Annotated in this window: 14 protein-coding genes and 2 tRNA genes; 5 read left to right on the top strand and 11 right to left on the bottom strand. The window is 63.0% G+C overall.

All coding sequences use genetic code 11. The features are described from left to right. Positions 1-261 precede the first annotated feature (261 nt). Genes pepN through ACW4TB_RS22345 form a run of 6 tightly spaced genes read right to left on the bottom strand, consistent with a single transcriptional unit; the run spans position 262 to position 6,770 of the window. Entirely contained in the window at positions 262-2,919 is a 2,658-nt protein-coding gene (gene pepN, locus ACW4TB_RS22370; RefSeq protein WP_279930415.1) for an aminopeptidase N, read from the bottom strand. Positions 2,920-2,932: 13 nt separating this feature from the next. After that, on the bottom strand, positions 2,933-3,763 hold the full coding sequence (locus tag ACW4TB_RS22365) for a DUF2797 domain-containing protein (protein WP_042111277.1): 831 nt from the start codon (positions 3,761-3,763) through the stop codon (positions 2,933-2,935). Beyond that, complete coding sequence (locus ACW4TB_RS22360; RefSeq protein WP_012313483.1) at positions 3,760-4,020, bottom strand: YeaC family protein; 261 nt, start codon at positions 4,018-4,020, stop codon at positions 3,760-3,762. The genes ACW4TB_RS22365 and ACW4TB_RS22360 overlap by 4 nt, the downstream gene beginning before the upstream one ends. A 13-nt stretch (positions 4,021-4,033) precedes the next feature. Continuing rightward, a complete protein-coding gene (locus ACW4TB_RS22355; protein ID WP_279930413.1) occupies positions 4,034-4,912 on the bottom strand; it encodes a rhomboid family intramembrane serine protease in 879 nt (292 codons plus the stop codon). Then, positions 4,909-5,880, bottom strand: a complete 972-nt coding sequence (locus ACW4TB_RS22350) for a metallophosphoesterase (protein WP_012313481.1) — start codon at positions 5,878-5,880, stop codon at positions 4,909-4,911. Before ACW4TB_RS22350 ends, ACW4TB_RS22355 begins: the two co-directional genes overlap by 4 nt. Next, positions 5,880-6,770, bottom strand: coding sequence for an NAD(+) kinase (locus ACW4TB_RS22345; protein ID WP_012313480.1), 891 nt, complete (start codon positions 6,768-6,770; stop codon positions 5,880-5,882). Before ACW4TB_RS22345 ends, ACW4TB_RS22350 begins: the two co-directional genes overlap by 1 nt. On the opposite strand from ACW4TB_RS22345, the gene ACW4TB_RS22340 reads away from it, so the two are divergent. Together ACW4TB_RS22340 and ACW4TB_RS22335 are read left to right on the top strand one after the other, a co-directional pair. Beyond that, positions 6,769-7,797, top strand: coding sequence for a DUF1853 family protein (locus ACW4TB_RS22340; RefSeq protein WP_279930410.1), 1,029 nt, complete (start codon positions 6,769-6,771; stop codon positions 7,795-7,797). The genes ACW4TB_RS22345 and ACW4TB_RS22340 overlap by 2 nt on opposite strands. Positions 7,798-7,935: 138 nt before the next feature. Then, positions 7,936-8,481 carry a cytochrome b gene (locus ACW4TB_RS22335; protein ID WP_012313478.1) on the top strand — a complete coding sequence of 182 codons (546 nt, stop codon included), beginning with the start codon at positions 7,936-7,938 and terminating at the stop codon, positions 8,479-8,481. Here ACW4TB_RS22335 and ACW4TB_RS22330 read toward each other — a convergent pair. Together ACW4TB_RS22330 and ACW4TB_RS22325 are read right to left on the bottom strand one after the other, a co-directional pair. Beyond that, positions 8,472-9,371, bottom strand: coding sequence for a 1-aminocyclopropane-1-carboxylate deaminase/D-cysteine desulfhydrase (locus ACW4TB_RS22330; RefSeq protein WP_279930407.1), 900 nt, complete (start codon positions 9,369-9,371; stop codon positions 8,472-8,474). The two genes, ACW4TB_RS22335 and ACW4TB_RS22330, sit on opposite strands and share 10 nt — an antisense overlap. A gap of 71 nt (positions 9,372-9,442) precedes the next feature. Then, positions 9,443-11,479: an NADPH-dependent 2,4-dienoyl-CoA reductase gene (locus ACW4TB_RS22325; protein ID WP_279930406.1), complete on the bottom strand. Its 2,037-nt coding sequence runs from the start codon at positions 11,477-11,479 to the stop codon at positions 9,443-9,445. Positions 11,480-11,726: 247 nt separating this feature from the next. Here ACW4TB_RS22325 and ACW4TB_RS22320 point away from each other — a divergent pair, with 247 nt between their 5' ends. The 3 genes from ACW4TB_RS22320 to ACW4TB_RS22310 all read left to right on the top strand — a co-directional run bounded on the left by ACW4TB_RS22320 (position 11,727) and on the right by ACW4TB_RS22310 (position 15,703). Beyond that, positions 11,727-13,181, top strand: coding sequence for a TrkH family potassium uptake protein (locus ACW4TB_RS22320; RefSeq protein ID WP_012313475.1), 1,455 nt, complete (start codon positions 11,727-11,729; stop codon positions 13,179-13,181). Positions 13,182-13,494: 313 nt separating this feature from the next. After that, a complete protein-coding gene (locus ACW4TB_RS22315; protein WP_279930401.1) occupies positions 13,495-14,613 on the top strand; it encodes a nitrilase-related carbon-nitrogen hydrolase in 1,119 nt (372 codons plus the stop codon). A 4-nt stretch (positions 14,614-14,617) separates the two neighbouring features. Next, on the top strand, positions 14,618-15,703 hold the full coding sequence (locus tag ACW4TB_RS22310) for an AraC family transcriptional regulator (protein WP_279930399.1): 1,086 nt from the start codon (positions 14,618-14,620) through the stop codon (positions 15,701-15,703). A 220-nt stretch (positions 15,704-15,923) separates the two neighbouring features. Here ACW4TB_RS22310 and ACW4TB_RS22305 read toward each other — a convergent pair whose 3' ends face one another. The 3 genes from ACW4TB_RS22305 to ACW4TB_RS22295 form a co-directional block, all read right to left on the bottom strand. Further along, entirely contained in the window at positions 15,924-16,799 is an 876-nt protein-coding gene (locus ACW4TB_RS22305) for a DUF2242 domain-containing protein (protein ID WP_279930397.1), read from the bottom strand. 188 nt (positions 16,800-16,987) lie between these two features. Then, positions 16,988-17,064 (bottom strand) — tRNA-Asp (locus tag ACW4TB_RS22300). Between the two features lie 138 nt (positions 17,065-17,202). Further along, positions 17,203-17,279 (bottom strand) — tRNA-Asp (locus ACW4TB_RS22295). Between the last annotated feature and the right edge of the window lie 177 nt (positions 17,280-17,456).

Genomic DNA, 17,456 nt, shown 5'->3' with positions numbered 1-17,456 from the left:
CCGCTCCCTCATGACCGTCCCCTGTTTGTTGTTCTTGGTGGGTCTGTGCCTTGCAGGTACTGCGAAAACCTTGTGATAGAGGCCTGCAATAGCTTCGGGCCATCGTAGCGGGGATGTTTGCGGGAACACAACGAGCGGGACGTTATGTTTTGTTAACCAGAAACAAGGGGCTGTTGCACAGCCCAATCGCCGGCAAGCCGACTCCCACAGGTACTGCACCGCCCTGAAGGCTTGTGCATTACCTGTGGGAGATCCCAGGCTTTATGCCAGGCTTTTGCTCACCACTTCATAGACATCGCTGGACAGCGCCCCGGAAGCGAGAATCCGCTCCAGCTCGCCCTTCATCAGCGCCTGGCGCGCTTCGTCATACTTGCGCCAGCGGGTCAGCGGTGCCAGTTGACGCGAAGCGATTTGCGGGTTCAGCGCATTCAGCTCGATCACCAGGTCCGCAAGGAAGCGATAGCCGGAGCCATCGGCCGCATGGAAGTTGACCAGGTTCTGTCCGGCAAACGCACCGACCAGCGCACGCACCTTGTTCGGGTTTTTCAGGGTGAACGCCGGGTGCTGCATCAGCGCCTTGACCCGCGCCAGCCCGCCCGGCAAGGCACTGGCTGCCTGCACGCTGAACCACTGATCCATGACCAGCGGGTTATCCTTGAAGTGCTCGGCGAACGTCTCCAGGGCCTTGCCACGCTCGGCCTCGAACGGCGAATTGACCAGCACGGCCAGCGCCGTCAGCCGTTCAGTCATGTTGTCGCAGTTGTCGAACTGCTCAAGGGTCGCTTCCAGCACCTGCGGTTTAGCGCTGAGCATCAGGTACGACAGGGCAATGTTCTGCAGGCTGCGACGGGCGAAGTGCTCGGCTGCGGCGACATAGGCGGTGTTGCGCGAAACCTCGCGGTGCGCCTGGTAGCGCGCCCACAGGCCATCGAACAACTGCTCGGCAATCTGCCGGCGTGCAAACTCGCGTGCCGCGTGGATGGCGTCGACATCAGCCACCTGGCTGATCTCGGTCAGGTAGGCTTCGCCCGGCAGTGACAGCATCTCGGCAACCATCGCGGCGTCCAGCGACTCGTTGGCCAGAACAGTGCCCAGGGCAGTGATCAGGCGCTGATCGAGTTTCAGTGCTTCACCACGCTGATGCTGGCCGATCAGTTCCTGCAGTACCTGTACCGATAACTGCTGGCCCGCCTCCCAGCGGTTGAAGCCATCGCTGTCGTGCTGCATCAGGAACATAAGCTGGTCCCGGTCATACGGGAAGCTCAGCTTCACCGGCGCGCTGAAGCCGCGCAGTAGCGATGGCAGCGGCTTGGCCTGGATACCTTCGAAAGTGAACGTCTGCTCGGCCTCGGTCACCGACAGCACGCGGCCAGTACCAACAGCGGAGGCCTCACCGGCCAGGCGCAGTGGCAGGTCGTTGCCCTCGGCATCCAGCAGGCCCAGCTCCACCGGGATCACGAACGGCAGTTTCTCGGCCTTGTCCGGCGTCTGCGGGCAGCTCTGGCGGAAGGTCAGGCTGTAGGTTTGTGCTGTGGCGTCGTAGACCTCGCTGACATCCAGGCGCGGCGTGCCCGCCTGGCTGTACCAGCGCTTGAACTGGGTGAGGTCGACGCCGTTGGCGTCTTCCATGGCCTTGATGAAGTCATCGGTGGTCACCGCCTGGCCATCATGGCGTTCGAAGTACAGGTCGCTGCCCTTGCGGAAACCCTCGGCGCCCAGCAGGGTACGGACCATGCGCACCACTTCGGCGCCCTTCTCGTACACGGTCAGGGTGTAGAAGTTGGAAATCTCGATGAAACTGTCCGGGCGCACAGGGTGAGCCATGGGCCCTGCATCTTCGGCGAACTGGTGGGTCCGCAGGTAGGCGACGTCCTCGATGCGCTTGACCGTGCGCGAGTTCATGTCGGCGCTGAATTCGGCGTCGCGGAACACCGTGAAACCTTCCTTGAGCGACAGCTGGAACCAGTCGCGGCAGGTCACGCGGTTGCCCGACCAGTTGTGGAAATACTCGTGGGCGACCACGCCTTCGACACGCTGGTGGGCAGCATCGGTGGCGGTTTCGGCGCGGGCCAGCACGCAGCTGGAGTTGAAGATGTTCAGGCCCTTGTTTTCCATGGCGCCCATGTTGAAATCGTTGACCGCGACGATCATGAAGATGTCCAGGTCGTACTCACGGCCATAGACTTCCTCATCCCAGCGCATGGACTTCTTCAGGCTGACCATGGCGTGGTCGCACTTGTCGATGTTCTCGGGTTCGACATAGATGCGCAGGGTCACGTCGCGGCCGGACTGGCGCACGAACGTGTCCTCGACGCACCACAGGTCACCGGCCACCAGCGCGAACAGGTAGGCCGGTTTCATGAACGGGTCTTCCCAGGTCGCCCAATGGCGGCCATCTTCAGCCGGCCCGCTGCCGACCGGGTTGCCGTTGGACAGCAGCACCGGGTAACGATGCTGTTCGGCGATCACCGTGGTGGTGAATGTGCTCATCACGTCCGGGCGGTCGAGGTAGTAAGTGATCTTGCGAAAACCCTCGGCCTCGCACTGGGTGCAGAACATCTTGCCGGACTTGTACAGGCCTTCCAGCGCAGTGTTGCTCTCGGGGTGGATCTTCACGCTGGTGTCGAGGGTGAAACGCTCGGCTTTGGGGTGCAGCGTTAGGCTGTCGGCTTCGAGCTGGTAGTCGCTCGCCTGCAGTTGCTGATCGTCCAGCGAGGCGCGCAGCAGCTCAAGCTGCTGGCCGTCGAGCACCAGTGGCGGCAGGCCGGCACCGCGTGCCGGATTGCGGCGCATGACCAGTTGCGCATGGACCAGCGTGTGGTCCTCGAACAGCTCGAAGGTCAGGTGCGTCTCGTCGATCAGGTACTCGGGCGCCTGGTAGTCCTTGAGGTAGATCACTTGCGGTTGTTCGGTACGCATGTGCAGGTCCTTTTTACTGGAGCACGGCCAACTGGTAGGCCGTGTACTTGCGAATATTGATCACGCCGGTGTCGAAGATCAGGTACTGGCCCTTGATACCCAGCAGCGTGCCTTCCACCACCGGGTCCTTGTCGAGGTTGAAGCTGACGATCTTCTTCGGGTAGGCCTGGACCGGGTATTTCATCTGCACCACTTCGGCATCGGGCAGCGGCTGGATCGCCTGCAGGCCGAAGCGCGCCTGCAGATCGCGCAGGCCATCGGCGCATGCATCGAAGATCTGCTCGCGAATGGCCACCAGGTCGAGTACCTCGGCGTCGCCCTTGAGCAGCGCGCGCCAGTTGGTACGGTCCGGCACCTGACTGCGCAATACGTCTTCGACCAGGCCCGATTGCTGGCGGGTCGCCACGCGCATGATCGGCAACGCCTGGCTCGCACCCTGGTCAAGCCAGCGGGTGGGCAACTGCGTAGCGCGGGTGATGCCAACCTTGACCCCGGACGAGTTGGCCAGGTAGACCACGTGGTCGGTCATGCAGAACTGCTCGCCCCAGGACGGCTCGCGGCAGGTGCCGGCGTCGTAGTGGCAGCGTTCCGGCGCCATGATGCACACGTCGCACTGGGCCAGCTTGGTCATGCACGGGTAGCAGTAACCCTGGCTGAAACTGGTCTTGGTGCGTTTGCCGCAATGGCTGCAGTGAATGGCGCCGAGGTATTGCAGGCGCAGGGTCTGGCCGATCAGCGGGTTGACCGGCACCTGCGTGTCATCCAGGCGAAAGCTGTACTGCACCACGGGTGCTTCCAGGCTTACCGCCATCTTGCTCAAAGAGCCACGAGCGAGTTCGATCAATGTACCGAGTCCGACTTGAACAGAATGTTAGGGATCGGCGCAGACTTCGATGCGCACTCTTGGGGCCCCATGTAGCCGGTACGCTGGTCTTCTGGCAGGTTCTTCATCTCCCAGGCGATCACCGCCTGCAGCGACAGCTCCTTCTGCTCGGGGGTGAGCTTGCGGCCATCGGACCATTTGCCGATTTCCACGGCCGTTTTCAGGCTTTCGTAGATCTGCGGCGTGATGTTTTCGATCATTTGCGCGAACGTGGACATAGCGTCTCCTAAATCAAGCGGACAGTTTACGCCGCGCCAGCGCACCACCCAAGAGGCCCGTCAGGCATCCGATGAGCAGCCCGCCGACGTGCGCGGCGTTGGCGATCTGGCCAAAACCGAGTTGGCCGACCACACCGGTCAGGCAGATGACCAGCCAGATGAGCATCATCACCAGCACACCCTTGGGCAGGCTGAAGTGTGGGTTGGGCGCCAGCCACTGGTACAGCCAGACATGGCCGAGCAAGCCGTACAGCACCCCCGACAGGCCGCCGAACAGGCTCGGGCCACTGGTGTAGTGCTGGGCCAGGTTGGACACCAGGCTGAACAGCAAGGTCAGGCCAGCCAGCAACCAAGGGCCCTGGCGCAGTTCGATGCGCTTGCCCAGTTCCCAGTACCACATGCCGTTCATGGCCAGGTGCAGTACGCCAAAGTGCAGCAGCATCGGCGACACCAGGCGCCACCATTGGCCTTCGGCGAGGCCCTGAGCCAGCGGCGTGAAATGCAGGTATTCACCCTGGACGCGGTAGTCGAGGAAGGTGAACCAGCTGATGGTGGTGAGGTTGTCGCCCAGGCGGGTAAGGCCGGCGACGATCAGGCACAGGAAGAGGACGGCGGCGGTGACCTTGCAGGCTTTTGCCTGCTCGGCCAGTGTCAGCCCTTTCGCCGGCAAGTCGCCTTGCGCAGGGGCCTGCGCAAGCTCGACATCAGCGTTGCCGTCTGGGTAGCGCTGGTAGAGTTGAAGGACATCGGCGGCCATGGTTTCCGGCGCCCAGAGCACCTGGGCTTCGCCCTCTTCGCTGACCCGGTGCGGCACCTGCAGGCGTTGCAGCAGGTGCACGAAGCCGCTGAGGTCGACCGACAGCGGCAGGCGCATCACTTCGACGATATTCATTGATTGGCCTGCGGTCGATCGACGTCGACCCAGACGAACTTGTGCGGGTCGATCCGGGTTTCATCATCCAGCCGATAGGCCGCCAGCTTGCCGTACAGCACTGCACTGTAGTCCAGGCAGGCAAGGTTGGGGCGGATCGGCGCCGGGCGGCCGCTGCGCCAGTAATGGCCGACGAACAGCAGCGGCTCCTCTTCGGCATAGCGTAGCAAGGCATTTTTCTCGGTGTGGCTGAGCGGCGTGCGGGCCACATCATCGGGCAGCGCGTCAGGCTGGAAGACGATGTCGCCATAGGTCTTCGGGTCTTCTTCCCAGAACTTGGTACGGAAGAAGGCGCGGGTCAGGCCATCGCCGCCGGTCAGCGTCAGGCCGTCCGGCAGGCGCATGTCGGTGCCGCGCAACAGACGGTTGCAGACCGTGGAAGCGAAGCTGCCGGGCACCGCCGATGCCTGGATGAAGTGCTCGTCAATGCGCCCGTCGGGGTATTGCTGGCGCAGCGGCTCGATCAGCCGCGGGTCCCAGCAGGCATGCACCAGGCGGAACCGCCCGGCGTCGACGAACAGCGGCATGTCGTAGAACCACTGCAGAAAATCGTGCCAGTCACCGGGGTGGTGGGCGAACTGGGTCAGGGTCTCGTCGATCAGGCGGGCATGGCGCGGCGTGTGCTCGCGCACGTAGGCCTTACCGCTGCCGGGCAGCGCCGGGGTTACCCAGCCCAGGGCGTTGTATTCGTGGTTGCCCATGATACAGAAGGCCTGGCCGGCCTCGACCATGTCGTGGACGATGTGCAGCGCCTCACGGATACGCGGGCCGCGGTCGACAATGTCGCCGAGGAACAGCGCCTGACGCCGCGGGTGGCACCAGACACCACCGACACGCTTGTAGCCGAGGGTGTCGAGCAGGCGTTCGAGGGTCAGCGCACAGCCATGCACGTCACCGATGATGTCGAAACTTCGCGCCGGATCGAACATCAGTCGTCCCTGCCCCCCAGGCGGCTGCCCCAACCGAGCTTGGTGCGGCAAACCTCGTAGTAATTGTGGCCCAGCGGGTGGATCAGGCGCAGTTTCTGCGGCTTCTTGCTCACGGTGATGGTATCGCCGGGGGCGCAGGTGAAGTGGTTCTGACCGTCACAGGATACCTGCGGGTAGATCTGCAGGTCCTTGGACACCACGATCTTCAGCTCGCTGTTGCCGTCGACCACGATCGGGCGGCCCGACAGGGTGTGCGGGTACATGGGCACGATGACAATGGCGTCGAGCTTGGGGTGCATGATCGGGCCGCCGGCCGACAGCGCGTAGGCGGTCGAGCCGGTGGGGGTGGCGACGATCAGGCCGTCGGCCTTTTGGCTGCAGACGAACTGGCCGTCGATGTAGATCTCGAACTCGATCATCCGCGTCGACTTGCCCGGGTGCAGGACCACATCGTTGAGCGCATCGCCCTGGCCGATGGCCTCGTGGTGGCGGCGCACCTCGGCCTGCAGCAGGAAGCGGTTTTCCACCAGGTAGTGGCCGTCAAGCACTGCGGCGACCTTTTCTTCCAGCTCGTCCGGGCGAATATCGGTGAGGAAGCCCAGGTTGCCGCGGTTGATCCCCAGGACAGGGATGTTGTGCCGTGCCAAAGCACGCGCGGCGCCAAGCAGGCTGCCGTCACCGCCGACGACGATGACCAGGTCGCATACTTCGCCCAGCAACTTGCGCGTGGAGGTCTGCAGGCCGTGGCCAGGCAGCACTTCGGCAATGGTGTCCTCGAGGATCACGTGCAGGTGGCGCTCGAGGAGGAATTTTTTCAGTCGGCGAATGGTGTCGAGCACCTGCGAGCTGCCAAGGCGGCCGATGATACCGATATTGCGAAATTGCTCCATGGGGCTCCTGCAAGGCTCTGCGGCGGGTGACTATGCCGCGATTATGGGCGAAACGACCGGGCAGCGGCAAACCGGCTATGCTCGCAGCATGATGCCTTTCGCCGAACTCCACGACCTGCCTCGCCAATTGCGCCGCGCCGCCGTGCGCGACCTGGCCTGGACGCTGCTGTCGCCACCGCTGCTGAGCACACCGCCCTGCCCCCAGCGCCATCCGCTGGCAGGCAGCACCTGGGCGGCGGATCCCCAGCGGCTGAAAGACTGGTTACAGGCGCTGGACGCCGACGATCAGCCCCTGCGTGAATGGCTGGCAAACAGCACCAGCCGGCGCCTGGGCCTGTACTACGAAGGCCTGTGGCAGTTCGCCCTGGCCCAGGCGCCCGGTGTCGAGCTGCTGGCGGCCAACCTGGCGATCCGCACCGGTGGGCGCACGCTGGGCGAGTTGGACATTGTGCTGCGCGACGCCGACGGTACCCACCATCTGGAGCTGGCCATAAAGCTTTACCTGGGGCCAACGGACGGCCAAGGCCATGACCCGGCGCAGTGGCTAGGGCCGGGTTGCCATGACCGGCTGGGTACCAAACTGGCGCACCTGGCCGGGCACCAATTGCCCATGTCGGGTGGCACGCAGAGCCGTGAGGCGCTCGCCGGGCTTGGCATCGGCCAGGTACAGGCACACCTGTGGCTGGCGGGGTATCTGTTCTATCCGTGGTTTGGGCACGCCGAATCGCCCGCAGGGGCCAACCCGCTGCACCTGCGCGGGCGGTGGTTGCGGCGGCGGGATTGGGCAATGGCCGAGGTGGGACGCTGGCAGCCCCTGCCCCGCCATGCCTGGCTGGCACCGGCAAGGTTCGAGGCCGATCAAGGGTGGACCGCGCGGCAGTTCGCTCAATGGCTTGAGGGGCTTGACCCGCAAGCACCGGCGCAGATGCTGGTCAGGCTTGAACCAGGCCCGGAAGGCGAATGGCATGAGGTGGGCCGCGTGTTTCTGGTGGCTGACAGCTGGCCGCACTTGCACCTTAGCGGGTAAACCACCCCGGCATTGAGAGCAGCAGGCCGCAAACACCATTTCACCGATCCAGCGCAAAGATTTAAACCCAGCAGCGGTTACAGTTACCTCTGAGCGCCGCCAAGAGCGCCACTTTAGACCTGATGACGAGGACCACCCATGGTTTCATCCAGCCCCGCGCCCCACTACGCACGCCTGTCCATCGCCCTGCATTGGCTGATGCTGGTGCTGCTGGCCGCTGTCTACGCCTGCATCGAGTTGCGTGGCCTGTTCCCCAAGGACAGCGCCGAGCGCAACCTGATGAAGGACCTGCACTTCATGCTCGGCCTGACGGTGTTCGTGCTGGTTTGGCTGCGCCTGGCCGTGCGCCTGGTCCGCCCTGCGCCGCCCATTGTGCCCAAGCCTCCCGCCTGGCAGACCGGGCTTGCCCACGTGATGCACCTGGCGCTGTACCTGTTGATGATCGGCTTGCCGCTGGCCGGCTGGCTGATCCTCAGTGCCGCCGACAAACCGGTGCCCTTCTATGGCCTGGAGTTGCCGCACCTGATCGCTGCGGATCCGGACTTGGCCAAGTTCATCAAAGGCTGGCATGAACGCGTGGGCAGTTGGGGGTACTGGCTGATCGGCCTGCACGCGCTGGCCGGGCTTTATCACCACTACGTAGTGCGCGACAACACGCTGCTGCGCATGCTGCCTTACAAGTAGCCGCGTCGGCCCTGCAGGCCACCGGTGTGCAAAAAGATCAGGCGAGTGCCAGGCTTGAACAGCCCGGCCTCGACCTGCCCACGCAGGGCCATCAGTGCCTTGCCGGTGTAAAGCGCCTCTAAAGGGACACCCGTGCTGGCCTCAGCCTGTTCGATGAAAGCCTGCAGCTCATCATCGAGCCTGGCAAAACCCTCTCGGCAGGCCTCGTGCAACTGGTACCCGGCCGTACCGGCCAGCGCCGTTATGGTCTCGGGTACACCATGGTCCAGCGGCACTGCCAGGGCGCCATGCACCCTGTGCGCGCCGGCCTCGGCCAGCACCAGGCCAGCCAGCGTGGTCCCGGTGCCAGCGGCCAGCCACCAGGCGTCATAGTCCGGCCAACCCAATGTGCCCAACTGGGCCTTGGCCTGCTCGACGATCAATGCACACCCCTGGGCACCAGCCTGCCCGCCACCGCCTTCGGGGATGCAGTGCCAGCCGGGATACAGCGCTTGCCAAGGTGCCCAGAAGCCGGGGTCATGACGGGCACGGTAGCCTGCGTAACCAAGCCAGTGCAATTGCATCCCCAGCGCCTGCAGATCACGCACCGTGGGGGTGTCCTGGGCATGGCCGCGCAACAGACCAACGGTGGCGAAGCCGAAGCGCTTGCCGGCGGCGGCCAGGGCATGGAGGTGGTTGGAGTGATTGCCGCCGAGGCTGATCAGCCCGGCGGCGCCCGAGGCGTGGCCGTGCAGCAGGTGGTGGCGCAGCTTGAACCATTTGTTGCCGCTGATCAGGGGGTCGATCAGGTCCAGGCGCAGGATGGCGGCTTCAACGTTGGCACTTTTCAGCCAAGCAAGCTCGAGGGGCTGTAAAGGTGCCTGGGGAAGGTCATGAAAGCGGGTAAACATGTTTCAGCGCCTGATGCGAGGCCGTCAGTCTACCAGTGAAAACCTGGGGCCGCTTTGCGGCCCCGGCCATCTCAAAGCTCCGCAGCCAGACGCGAGCCCTGGTTGATCGCCCGTTTGGCATCCAACTCGGCCGCCACATCCGCGCCGCCGATCAAGTGCACCGACTGCCCCGCAGCCAGCAGCCCTTCGTGCAGCTCCCGCAGCGGCTCCTGCCCGGCGCAGATGACCACGTTGTCCACCGCCAGTACCTGCGGCTCACCTTCAGCTACGCGGATGTGCAGGCCCGCATCGTCGATCCTCAGGTACTCGACGCCGTTGAGCATCTGTACCTGCTTGTTTTTCAGGCCCGTGCGGTGGATCCAGCCGGTGGTCTTGCCCAGACCGTCACCCACCTTGGACTTCTTGCGCTGCAGCAGATAAACCTGTCGCGCCGGTGCATGCGGTTCGGGCTTGATGCCTGCCACGCCGCCTCGCGCCTGCAGGTCGCGATCGATGCCCCACTCCTTCCAGAACACTTCCCGATCCTGACTGCTGGCCACGCCCTGGTGCACCAGGTACTCGCTGACGTCAAAACCGATGCCGCCAGCACCGATCACCGCAACCGACTCACCCACCGGCTTGCGCTGGAGCAGTACGTCCAGGTAGCTGAGCACTTTGGCGTGCTCGACACCGGGAATGGCCGGCGTACGCGGCGCAATGCCAGTGGCCAGGATGATCTCGTCGAAAGCGCCTTCCAGCAGGGCCGGCACATCGACCCGAGTGTTCAACCGCAGGTCGACACCCGTGCTTTTCAACTTGTTGCCGAAATAGCGCAGGGTCTCGAAGAACTCCTCCTTGCCCGGCACCCGTTTGGCCACGTTGAACTGCCCGCCAATTTCGCTGGCTGCATCGAACAGCGTCACCTGGTGACCACGCTCTGCGGCCACGGTGGCAGCCGCCAGGCCAGCCGGGCCGGCACCCACCACGGCAATGCGTTTGACCGTGTGCACCGGCAGGTAATTGAGTTCGGTTTCGTGGCAGGCCCGCGGGTTGACCAGGCAACTGGTCAGCTTGCCGCCGAACGTATGATCCAGGCACGCCTGGTTACAGCCGATGCAGGTATTGATTTCATCGCCGCGCCCCTGCGCAGCCTTGTTGACGAACTCCGGGTCGGCCAGGAACGGCCTGGCCATCGAGACCATGTCGGCATCGCCCTCGGCCAGCACGGCTTCAGCCACTTCGGGGGTATTGATGCGGTTGGTGGTGATCAACGGAATCTTCACCGCCCCGCGCAGCTTGGCGGTGACTTTGCTGAACGCCGCGCGCGGGACCTTGGTGGCGATGGTCGGGATGCGCGCCTCGTGCCAGCCGATACCCGTGTTGATGAGGGTCGCGCCAGCCCGTTCGACGGCTTTGGCCAGCAACTCGATCTCGTCCCAGGTGCTGCCGCCCTCGACCAGGTCGAGCATCGACAGGCGGAAGATGATGATGAAATTCGGACCCACGGCGTCGCGCACCCGGCTGACGATCTCGACCGCCAGGCGCATGCGGTTTTCATAGCTGCCGCCCCAGCGGTCAGTACGGTGGTTGGTATGGGCAACCAGGAACTGATTGATGAAGTAGCCTTCCGAACCCATGATTTCGACGCCATCGTAGCCGGCGCGCTGGGCCAGGACGGCACAATTGACGAAGTCGGCGATCTGCTTCTCGATCCCGGCCTCGTCCAGCTCTTTAGGCTTGAACGGGTTGATCGGCGCCTGGATCGCACTCGGCGCCACCTGCCGGGGGCTGTAGGCATAGCGCCCGGCATGCAGGATCTGCAGGCAAATCTTGCCGCCAGCGGCATGCACGGCCTCGGTGACGATGCGGTGCTTGTCAGCCTCCTCCTCGGTGCTCAACTTGGCTGCGCCGGAATACACGCCCCCTTCATCGTTGGGCGCGATACCGCCAGTGACCATCAGCCCAACGCCGCCACGGGCACGCTCTGCAAAATACGCAGCCATGCGTTCGAAGCCACCGGGACGCTCCTCAAGACCTGTGTGCATCGACCCCATCAGGGTGCGGTTAGCCAAGGTGGTGAAGCCCAGGTCAAGCGGGGCCAGCAAGTGCGGATAGCGGTCGGCAGCCATGGAACGGTTCCCCATGTGGCGTGATCACGGAATGCGGGTGCCTCGGCGGGCCCCGTCGTTTATCTGCCAACGACATTAAACAGCCGTTTGAATGCGCTCAATGATCAAAACTGACAACTTATTGATCATTCTGCACAGGCGAACTGCAGTAACCGCGCTGAGATGACCCACACTTTTACGCCTTTTTTACTCGACATCCTGCAATGGCAGTCGATACTGCCGGTCATTGCCCCTGTGAGCCTGCTCGATGCCTCTCCCCGCTTTGCGCTTCATCGCGTTCATCATCGGCGTATTCCTGATTACCCTGGCGGTCAGCATGGTCATCCCCATGGCCACGCTGCTGCTGTATGGCCTTAGCGATGACCTCGGTGCCTTCCTCTGGTCCAGCCTCATAGCCCTGTGCGCAGGCCTGGTTCTGGTGGCTCGTGGCATACCCGATGCGCCGCAGTTAAGGGCGCGAGACATGTACTTCCTGACCACAGCCAGCTGGGTCATCGTCTGCGCGTTCGCAGCCCTGCCCATGGTGTTCATCCGGCATATCAGCTACACGGATGCATTCTTTGAGACCATGTCGGGCATCACCACCACGGGCTCGACGGTACTTACCGGATTGGACAGCGCATCGCCCGGCCTGCTGATCTGGCGATCGCTGTTGCACTGGCTGGGGGGCATAGGCTTCATCGGCATGGCCGTCGCAATCTTGCCGCTGCTGCGCGTCGGTGGCATGCGCCTGTTCCAGACCGAGTCCTCGGACTGGTCGGACAAAGTGACGCCCCGTTCACACGTCGCGGCAAAAATGATCCTGGTGATATACCTGGGGCTGACAGCACTCGGTACATTGGCCCTGTGGGCCGCCGGCATGACCCCGTTCGACGCCATCAATCATTCGATGTCGCTGATCTCCACGGGTGGGTTTTCGACGTCCGATGCATCGCTTGGCCACTGGACTCAGCCCGCTGTGCATTGGGTGGCGGTAGTGATCATGATCCTGGGAAGCCTGCCCTTCGCCCTGTATGTAGCGACCTTGCGTGGCCACCGGCGCATCCTGTTCAAGGACCATCAGGTGCGTGGCTTTCTCGGCTTTCTCGTATTCGTCTGGGTCACAGTAGGCAGCTGGTTGTGCTGGCATAGTGACCTGGCCTGGTGGGATGCCTTTCGTATCGTGGCGGTGAATGTGACCTCAGTGGTTACCACCACAGGCATTGCAGTAGGGGATTACACACTGTGGGGCAGCTTCGCTGTTCTGTTGTTCTTCTACCTGACCTTTGTCGGTGGATGCTCAGGGTCTACGGCCGGCGGCCTTAAAATTTTCCGTTTTCAAGTCGCCGCGTCGCTGCTGGTCAGCAGCTTGAAACAATTGATTCATCCGCGGGCGATGATCTCGAAAAAGTATAATGGCCACCCCATTGATGAAGAAATTGTGCGCTCATTGCTGACGTTCTCCTTCTTCTTCTCCGTCACCATTGCAGTGATCGCATTGGCGCTGACCCTGATAGGGCTTGACTGGACCACTGCCCTCAGTGGCGCGGCGACCGCCGTGTGCAACGTCGGGCCAGGATTGGGCAGTGTGATCGGACCTGCTGGCAACTTCAGCTCACTGCCCGACGCTGCGAAGTGGCTACTGACCATCGGTATGCTGCTAGGCCGGCTTGAGATCCTCACCGTGCTGGTGCTCATAGCGCCTGCCTTCTGGAGGTTCTGATCACGGCGCCGGCATGGGTATCCAGGACGCTGCCCATGCCACTGTGCCAGGGTCGCCCACAGGCGGCGTGGTGAAATGCTTCACCGGTTCGGCCACGCCAAAGAACATGAGGCTGATCCCCGATGAGCACAGCGCTCCCGGGCACCGCGACATTTTCCGCCTGATTACCGGAGAAACATTGTCGGGACACTGCCGGTCAAATCCAGTTGAAATCAACGGCTGCGCGAGGCACGTTCAAGACGACTGTGACACAATGCTCAGCGACTTCTTGGTTCACCGCCTCGTCATTGCGAGTATCAGCGAAATCAAAGGCATGCGAAAACTACTGGCAAGCGCCTTGGCGCTGGTAATGATCGCCGCCCTGTGCGGCTATGGCTTCTGGACCCAACAGCGCCCGGAAGGCCACTACCTCTCCGACCTGCGCATCGAACTGGCGCTGAACCACGGCGTGCCCGGCGAGCAGGGCAACCTGCTGGGCGTCGAGCCCCTGCTTTACCCAAGCGACTATCAAAACCTGCAACGCCTGCACCGCAAGCTCTCGGCCTACCTGCAACAAGCCCGTGCCCAGGGCCTGATAAACCCGCGCACAGTGGTGGTGCTGCCGGAGCACATTGGCACCTGGCTGTGGGCCCGCGGCGAAAAGAACGAGCTGTACCAGGTCACCCGCAGCCGCGAGGCAGAGCAATGGCTGGAGTTGAGCAACCCGCTGCGCTATGGCCTGGCGATCTTGCGGGCCAGCGGTGATGACCGCCGGGCCGACGCGCACTTGCGCATGAAGGCTCAGCAGATGGCCCGCGACTACCAGCAGCTGTTCGGCAGCCTGGCCAAGGAGTTTGGCGTAACCTTGGTGGCCGGCTCGATCGTGCTGCCTGACCCCTATGTGGAACAGGGCGTGCTGCATGCCGGCGGCGGCCCGCTATTCAACAGCAGCCTGGTGTTCGCCAGCGATGGTTCACCGCTGGGCCAGCCACAACGCCAGCAATTCCCCGACAGCCAGGTACGCCGTTACATCCATGATGGCCGCAAGCAACCCCTACAAGTCGTGCAAACCCCAGCCGGGCGTCTTGGCGTGCTGATCGGCAGCGATAGCTGGTACCCGGAGAACCACCAGCAGTTGGACAACCAGCAGGTACAACTGATCGCCAACCCGGTTTTCCTGAGCGGCAAAGACAGCTGGCAAGCGCCATGGCGTGGCAACCGGCACCAGGATGCGGCGGCCGAGCTTGCCCTGCAGCGCGGTGAAGTGAGCGAGAAGACCGCCTGGCAACGCCTGACCGAGGCTGCCGGCGAAGGGGTCAACAGCATGAGTGTATTCATGCGTGGGCAGTTCTGGGACCAGGGCAGCGACGGTCAAGGCTTCGCCCACCAGAGTGGCGAATTGCTTACAGGCCCTCCCAGCCAGGGCGCACGCCTGCTGAACGTGTGGCTGTAGGGGTATGTCCCGTCCCCGCGTTCGCCTGGGCGACCTCTCGGTAGGGTTCGTCCAGCCACTTGCTGAGGCCATTCAGGGCCTCGGTCACGATCCTCTGCCGCTGCTGCGCCGTTACGGGCTGGATGAGACACGCCTGGCCGAAGCCGGCGCACGGCTGTCGATCCCCCGTTACATGCACCTGGGGCATGCTGCGATCGCGCTGTGCGGGGAGCCTGCCTTGGGCCTGCACATGGGACGCCTGAGCCGGCTGGCCCAGGCCGGCCTGGCGGGCGTCACAGCCGCGCAGGCGCCTACGTTGGGCGAAGCCGCCCGTACACTGCTGCGTTTCGAGCCGCTGTATGCCGCCAACTACCGTGGGCATTCGAGTTTTCAGGAAGATGCCCAGGGGGCATGGCTGCGCTTTTATTCAATCAGCCCCTACAACGCCTACAACCGTTTCGTGGTTGACTCGCTGCTGACCGGCTGGCTGGCCCAGCTTGCGGCCCTGACCGACACGCCCATACAGGCCGAGCGCCTGGAGATCGAATTCGAAGCACCTGGCTACGCCGCCCAGTACCAGCCATTGTGCAGCACCGCCGTGCAGTTTGGCGCCAGTGGCAACCGACTGCGCCTGGGCCGGGCCACGCTGGAGCTGGCCAACCCCCAGCATTGTCCGAGCACTTGGCAGCACCTGCTGCAACTGTGTGAAACACACATGCTGCAGCGCACCCGCGTACGCAGCCTGGGCGAGCGCATCACCCACCTGCTCGGCCCCCTGCTCAACGGTGGCCGTGAGCCCGGCCTGGAAGAAGTGGCACTGCGCCTGCAACTGCCCGCCTGGACCTTGCGGCGCAAACTGGCAGAGGAAGGCACGCGCTTTCGAGACTTGCTCAACGATACCCGGCGCGACCTTGCCGAGGCCTATATCCGCGATACGGAATTGAGCTTCGGAGAGATTGCCTATCTGCTGGGTTTTGCATCGGCTGAGGCCTTCCAGCGCGCATTCAAGCGCTGGACGGGCCTCACACCGGGGGGGGTCCGCCGCAGTCAGCGGCAGGTCGGTCAAAGCTCGGTGGCGTCGTCGGCCGGTTCCGGGGTGTCCAGCTCGTAGGCTTGGTACTCGAGCAGCTCTTCCTGATATTCATCCATTACCCTGCGCCCTCTTCACTCTTTTATCTTCGTTGGTCATGCCTTCCAACCTAAGCAGGCTGGATGAAGAAATGATGACAAGCCTATGAGTGGTAAACGTAGCAGGTGTTCAGAAAGTTATCGTCCGGTGATCTGTAACAGCGAATGATTGGCCGTGTCGACGCCTGTTCAGGGAAGATAATTCAGAGTGAGGGCGCTTCAGCCTCGGCAGGCTGTGCATCTTGCTGCACCTGAATTGGCGCAGGCGCCGCCGGCGGTGCGACCGGTTGCGAACCCTGGCTGTCATCAACTACCGGCGAAGCTGGGGCCTCGCTTGCCGGGGCTACCACCTCAGATGCTGGTGCTGGTTCTGCTGGCGCCGGTGCCGGTGCCGGTGCTGCTGGTTCAGGAGCAGGAGCAGGTGCCGCCTCTGCCAAAGGAGCGCTCACAGGTGCTGGCGAAACTTGCTCAGGCAACCCCAAGGCAGGCGCTGTGTTCTCGGCCTTGGGCACAGGCGCTTCAACCTTGGCCTTGCTGACCTTCTTCGGCTTGGGCTTGGGCAAGTAGCTTTCGACCAGAGCAAAGTAACGCTCGTAGAACTGCGGCGCGGTCACGGTCTCGCTGGCGACCTTGACCATCGAATCGTCACTGGAGCCGATGGGCATCGAAACAGAACCCAGTACACCCACGCCGAGGCTGGCGGACGTATTGGACTTCTTGAGGGCGTAGCGGTCCTGCAAAGCGTTGGCGAACATGGTCGAGCACTGCTCGTCACTGCTGTCGGGCGCACAGGTCACGCTGAAGCTGATCTGCAGGTGGTTCTCGCTGTTCTGCTGGAAGCTTTTGTTACCGGCAATCTGGTTGGCGCCGCTGCTGGTGATGATGTAACCCTGGCTCAGCAGCGCACGCCGGGCAGCCTCGCACGAGCCGGCTTCACTGACCGGGAAGCTGCGCGAGAAGGTGCCCGAGTCATCGAAGTTCTCATGCTCATAGATAGCGGTTTTTTTCGAGGAGCAACCGGTCACGCCCGCCAGCACAAGGGCCAGCCCGAGCGCACCAAAGACGGATGATCTGGTCATTGCGAATTCCGGGTAAGTCGAGAGGTGCCTATTGTGCATCACAGCACCCTTGCACTGAAACCGTTCGACGGTGAAGAGTCTGTCAGCATCGTGTAAATGTTGACTTTGCAGGCGCGCAAATGAAAAAAGCGACCCTAAGGTCGCTTTCTCGTTTGCTTCGAAGCGTTCAAGGGGCTTCGAGGCGAAGATGGCGCAGCGGACGGGACTCGAACCCGCGACCCCCGGCGTGACAGGCCGGTATTCTAACCGACTGAACTACCGCTGCGTATCGCTCGGGCTTTCGCCCGGTTGAAACTGTGATCCACCCATGCGGCCAAAAAGCCTCAGGGCAGGCACAAAAAAAGCGACATTAAGATCGCTCTTTTTGCTGCTTCGAAGCGTTCAAGGGGCTTCGAAACGAAGATGGCGCAGCGGACGGGACTCGAACCCGCGACCCCCGGCGTGACAGGCCGGTATTCTAACCGACTGAACTACCGCTGCGTATCGTTCAGGCTTGCGCCTGATTGAAACTGGGATCAGCCTTAGGCAATTTTGCCTTTAGGCTTCAGACCGGTGCCAGGCACCCATCTGTTACTGAAAAATGGCGCAGCGGACGGGACTCGAACCCGCGACCCCCGGCGTGACAGGCCGGTATTCTAACCGACTGAACTACCGCTG

This window comes from Lelliottia jeotgali (assembly GCF_977070485.1).
Note: the sequence above shows the minus strand (reverse complement) of the source record. Positions and strands in the feature narration are given on the sequence as shown.

What these genes read in the sequence shown, in the direction of transcription:
- pepN (WP_279930415.1), bottom strand. Translation starts at nt 2,919, where the DNA reads ATGCGTACCGAACAACCGCAAGTGATCTACCTCAAGGACTACCAGGCG.
- ACW4TB_RS22360 (WP_012313483.1), bottom strand. Translation starts at nt 4,020, where the DNA reads ATGTCCACGTTCGCGCAAATGATCGAAAACATCACGCCGCAGATCTAC.
- ACW4TB_RS22355 (WP_279930413.1), bottom strand. Translation starts at nt 4,912, where the DNA reads ATGAATATCGTCGAAGTGATGCGCCTGCCGCTGTCGGTCGACCTCAGC.
- ACW4TB_RS22350 (WP_012313481.1), bottom strand. Translation starts at nt 5,880, where the DNA reads ATGTTCGATCCGGCGCGAAGTTTCGACATCATCGGTGACGTGCATGGC.
- ACW4TB_RS22340 (WP_279930410.1), top strand. Translation starts at nt 6,769, where the DNA reads ATGGGGCTCCTGCAAGGCTCTGCGGCGGGTGACTATGCCGCGATTATG.
- ACW4TB_RS22345 (WP_012313480.1), bottom strand. Translation starts at nt 6,770, where the DNA reads ATGGAGCAATTTCGCAATATCGGTATCATCGGCCGCCTTGGCAGCTCG.
- ACW4TB_RS22335 (WP_012313478.1), top strand. Translation starts at nt 7,936, where the DNA reads ATGGTTTCATCCAGCCCCGCGCCCCACTACGCACGCCTGTCCATCGCC.
- ACW4TB_RS22330 (WP_279930407.1), bottom strand. Translation starts at nt 9,371, where the DNA reads ATGTTTACCCGCTTTCATGACCTTCCCCAGGCACCTTTACAGCCCCTC.
- ACW4TB_RS22325 (WP_279930406.1), bottom strand. Translation starts at nt 11,479, where the DNA reads ATGGCTGCCGACCGCTATCCGCACTTGCTGGCCCCGCTTGACCTGGGC.
- ACW4TB_RS22320 (WP_012313475.1), top strand. Translation starts at nt 11,727, where the DNA reads ATGCCTCTCCCCGCTTTGCGCTTCATCGCGTTCATCATCGGCGTATTC.
- ACW4TB_RS22315 (WP_279930401.1), top strand. Translation starts at nt 13,495, where the DNA reads ATGCGAAAACTACTGGCAAGCGCCTTGGCGCTGGTAATGATCGCCGCC.
- ACW4TB_RS22310 (WP_279930399.1), top strand. Translation starts at nt 14,618, where the DNA reads ATGTCCCGTCCCCGCGTTCGCCTGGGCGACCTCTCGGTAGGGTTCGTC.
- ACW4TB_RS22305 (WP_279930397.1), bottom strand. Translation starts at nt 16,799, where the DNA reads ATGACCAGATCATCCGTCTTTGGTGCGCTCGGGCTGGCCCTTGTGCTG.